Raw genomic sequence first — 3324 nt, 5'->3', positions numbered from 1 at the left:
GGCGAGTTCACCGAGCAGATCACCGGCCGCGACGGCGTGCTGGCGCAGGCCGCCCGGGTGATCCTGGAATCGCTCGGCCACGCCGAACAGCTCTCCGCACCGGAGGCCACCGACGACACCCTGGTGGACCTGGTCTCGGCCGAACTCGGTTCGGACTGGCCGCGATTGGTCGCTCCCGCCTTCGACGCCCGTAAGGCTGTCCTCATCGACGACCGCTGGGCCAGCGCCCGCGAGGATCTCGCGCGGCTGTGGCTGGGCGGTGACGCCGGACTGGACGAACTGCCGGTCGACGGCTACGTCGGTGCCGGAGAAGCGGTTGCCGCGCAGGCCAACTGGTGGCGTGAGCGCGCCATGCACGAGGCCCGCTCGGTGCTGGCCGGTCTCTACGGACGCATCGCCGCGGCCGCCGTCGAGGTGACCGAGCCCGGTGTCTGGTCCTCGGAGATCGCCGTGATCACCGGTGCCAGCAAGGGTTCCATCGCCGCGGCGGCCACCGGGCGGCTGCTCGGCGGCGGCGCGACCGTCGTCGTCACCACCTCCAAGCTCGACGACGCCCGCCTGGCCTTCTACAAGCAGCTCTACCGCGACCATGCCCGCCACGGCGCCGCGCTGTGGGTGGTGCCCGCGAATATGGCCTCCTACAGCGATATCGACGCCCTCGTCGAGTGGGTCGGCAACGAGCAGACCGACACCGCGGGCGGCGCCAAGGTGCTCGTCAAGGAGGCCATGACCCCCACCCTGCTGTTGCCCTTCGCGGCGCCGCGGGTGGCCGGTGACCTCGCCGACGCCGGAGCCCGCGCCGAAATGGAGATGCGGGTGCTGCTCTGGTCGGTCGAGCGCCTCATCGGCGGACTGTCCAAGCTGGGCGCGGACCACGACGTGGACGCCAAACTCCATGTGGTGCTGCCGGGTTCGCCCAACCGCGGCCTCTTCGGCGGTGACGGCGCGTACGGCGAGTCCAAGGCCGCGCTGGACGCCGTGGTCGCCAAGTGGCGGGCCGAGAAGTCCTGGGCGCAGCGGGTCACCCTGGTGCACGCCCTCATCGGCTGGGTGCGCGGCACCGGCCTCATGGGCCACAACGATCCGCTGGTCGAGGCCGTGGAGAAGGCGGGCGTGCAGACCTGGTCCACCCAGGAGATGGCCGATGAGCTGCTCAAGTGGTGCACCGAGCGGGCGCGCGGCGTCACCGCGCAGGGACCGCAACAGATCGACCTGACCGGCGGCCTGGCCGGGGCCAAACTGGATCTGTCCGCGCTGGGCAGGGAGGCCGCGGAAGCCGCGGCGGCCGAGGAGGATACGGCCGCGAAGGCCGCGACCATTCCGGCGCTGCCCGCCCCGCCGACCATGGTGTCGTCGGCGCTGCCGGTACCCGAATGGGGCGCGGTGACAGCCGATCTCGACGATATGGTCGTCATCGTCGGTGCGGGCGAACTCGGCCCCTACGGCTCGGCGCGCACCCGCTTCGAGATGGAGGTCTCCGACGAGCTCTCCGCCGCGGGCGTGCTCGAACTGGCCTGGACCACCGGACTGGTCACCTGGGAGAACGAGCCCAAGCCGGGCTGGTACGACACCGAAACCGGTGACTACGTAGACGAATCCGAGCTGGCCGAGCGCTACCACGACACCGTGGTGGAACGCTGCGGCGTGCGCCGCTACGCCGACGACGGCGCGATGATCGACAACACCGCCCCGCTGCTCACCTCGGTGTTCCTGGACAAGGATCTGACCTTCGTGGTCAACAGCGAGGCCGAGGCGCGCGCCTTCCACGCCGCCAACCCGGAGCAGACCGTCGTCACGCCGATCGAGGGGGCGGGCGACTGGCAGGTGACCCGCAAGGCGGGCACCGAGATCCGGGTGCCGCGCAAGGCCAAGCTGTCGCGCTTCGTCGGCGGCCAGATCCCCACCGGCTGGGATCCCACCAGGTGGGGCATCTCGGCCGATATGGCGGGCTCCGTCGACCGGGTGGCGCTGTGGAACATCGTCTGCACCGTGGACGCGTTCCTGTCCTCCGGCTTCAGCCCGGCCGAACTCATGAGCTGGGTGCACCCGGCCATGGTGGCCAACACCCAGGGCACCGGCATGGGCGGCATGTCCTCGATGCGCTCGCTCTACATCGACAACCTGCTCGGAGAGCCGCGCGCCAACGACATCCTCCAGGAGGCGCTGCCGAATGTGGCGCTGGCCCATGTGGTGCAGAGCTACGTCGGCTCCTACGGCGGCATGGTGCACCCGGTCGCGGCCTGCGCCACGGCGGCGGTCTCGGTCGAGGAAGGCGTGGACAAGATCCGGCTCGGCAAGGCCGATCTGGTGGTGGCCGGCGGCTACGACGATCTCGGCATCGAGGGCATCGTGGGCTTCGGCGACATGTCGGCCACCGCGGATTCGGCGGCCATGAGCGCCAAGGGCATCAGCGACCGCTACTTCTCCCGGGCCAACGACCGTCGTCGCGGCGGGTTCGTCGAATCCCAGGGCGGCGGAACGGTGCTGCTCGCCCGCGGCAGCGTCGCGGTCGAGATGGGCCTGCCGGTGCTCGGCGTGGTCGCCTTCGCGCAGTCCTTCGCCGATGGCGTGCACACCTCGATTCCGGCTCCCGGGCTGGGCGCGCTGGCCGCCGGTCGCGGCGGTCCGGAGTCGAAACTGGCTGCCGAGCTGAAGAAGCTGGGCGTCGCGCCGGACGAGATCGCGGTGGTGTCCAAGCACGACACCTCCACCGCGGCCAACGATCCCAACGAGTCCGAACTGCACGAGCGGCTCGCCACGGCGCTCGGCCGGTCCGACGGCGCACCGCTGTTCGTGGTGTCGCAGAAGACCCTCACCGGCCACGCCAAGGGCGGCGCGGCGGCCTTCCAGCTCATCGGCCTGTGCCAGGTGCTGGAGCAGGGCGTGATCCCGCCCAACCGCAGCCTGGACTGCGTGGACGCCAAGATGCGCGAGTATCCGCATCTGGTGTGGCTGCGCGAACCCCTTGCCGTGGGAGATCGCCTGCCGCTCAAGGCCGGTCTGGTCACCTCGCTCGGCTTCGGCCACGTCTCCGGGCTGCTCGCCGTCGTGCACCCGCGGGCGTTCGTCCAGGCCATCGACCCCGAGCGGCGCGACGAGTACCTGCGCAAGGCCGAGGAGCGGAAGCTGCACGGCCGCCAGCGCTTCGTCGAGGCCATGTGCGGCGGCGCGCCCCTCTACGAGCGCCCGGCCGACCGTCGCCTCGGCGGCGACGGCACCCCCGCCAAGCAGTCCCGCCAGCTCGAGGCAGACGTCCTGCTCACCCGGGACGCCCGCCTCGGCACCGACGGGGTCTACATCGCCCAGCGGGGTCCGGCCTGTAGC

General features: G+C 71.4%; 1 protein-coding gene. It reads left to right on the top strand.

All coding sequences use genetic code 11. The features are described 5' to 3' along the window. On the top strand, positions 1 to 3324 hold a 3324-nt coding region (locus QK444_RS34470), incomplete at both ends, for a beta-ketoacyl synthase N-terminal-like domain-containing protein (RefSeq protein WP_282786196.1).

Origin of the sequence: Nocardia sp. CC201C (assembly GCF_030010695.1) — a bacterium.
Classification (GTDB): domain Bacteria; phylum Actinomycetota; class Actinomycetes; order Mycobacteriales; family Mycobacteriaceae; genus Nocardia; species Nocardia otitidiscaviarum.
The sequence above is the reverse complement of the archived record's forward strand: the minus strand, read 5'-3'. Positions and strand labels throughout refer to the sequence as shown.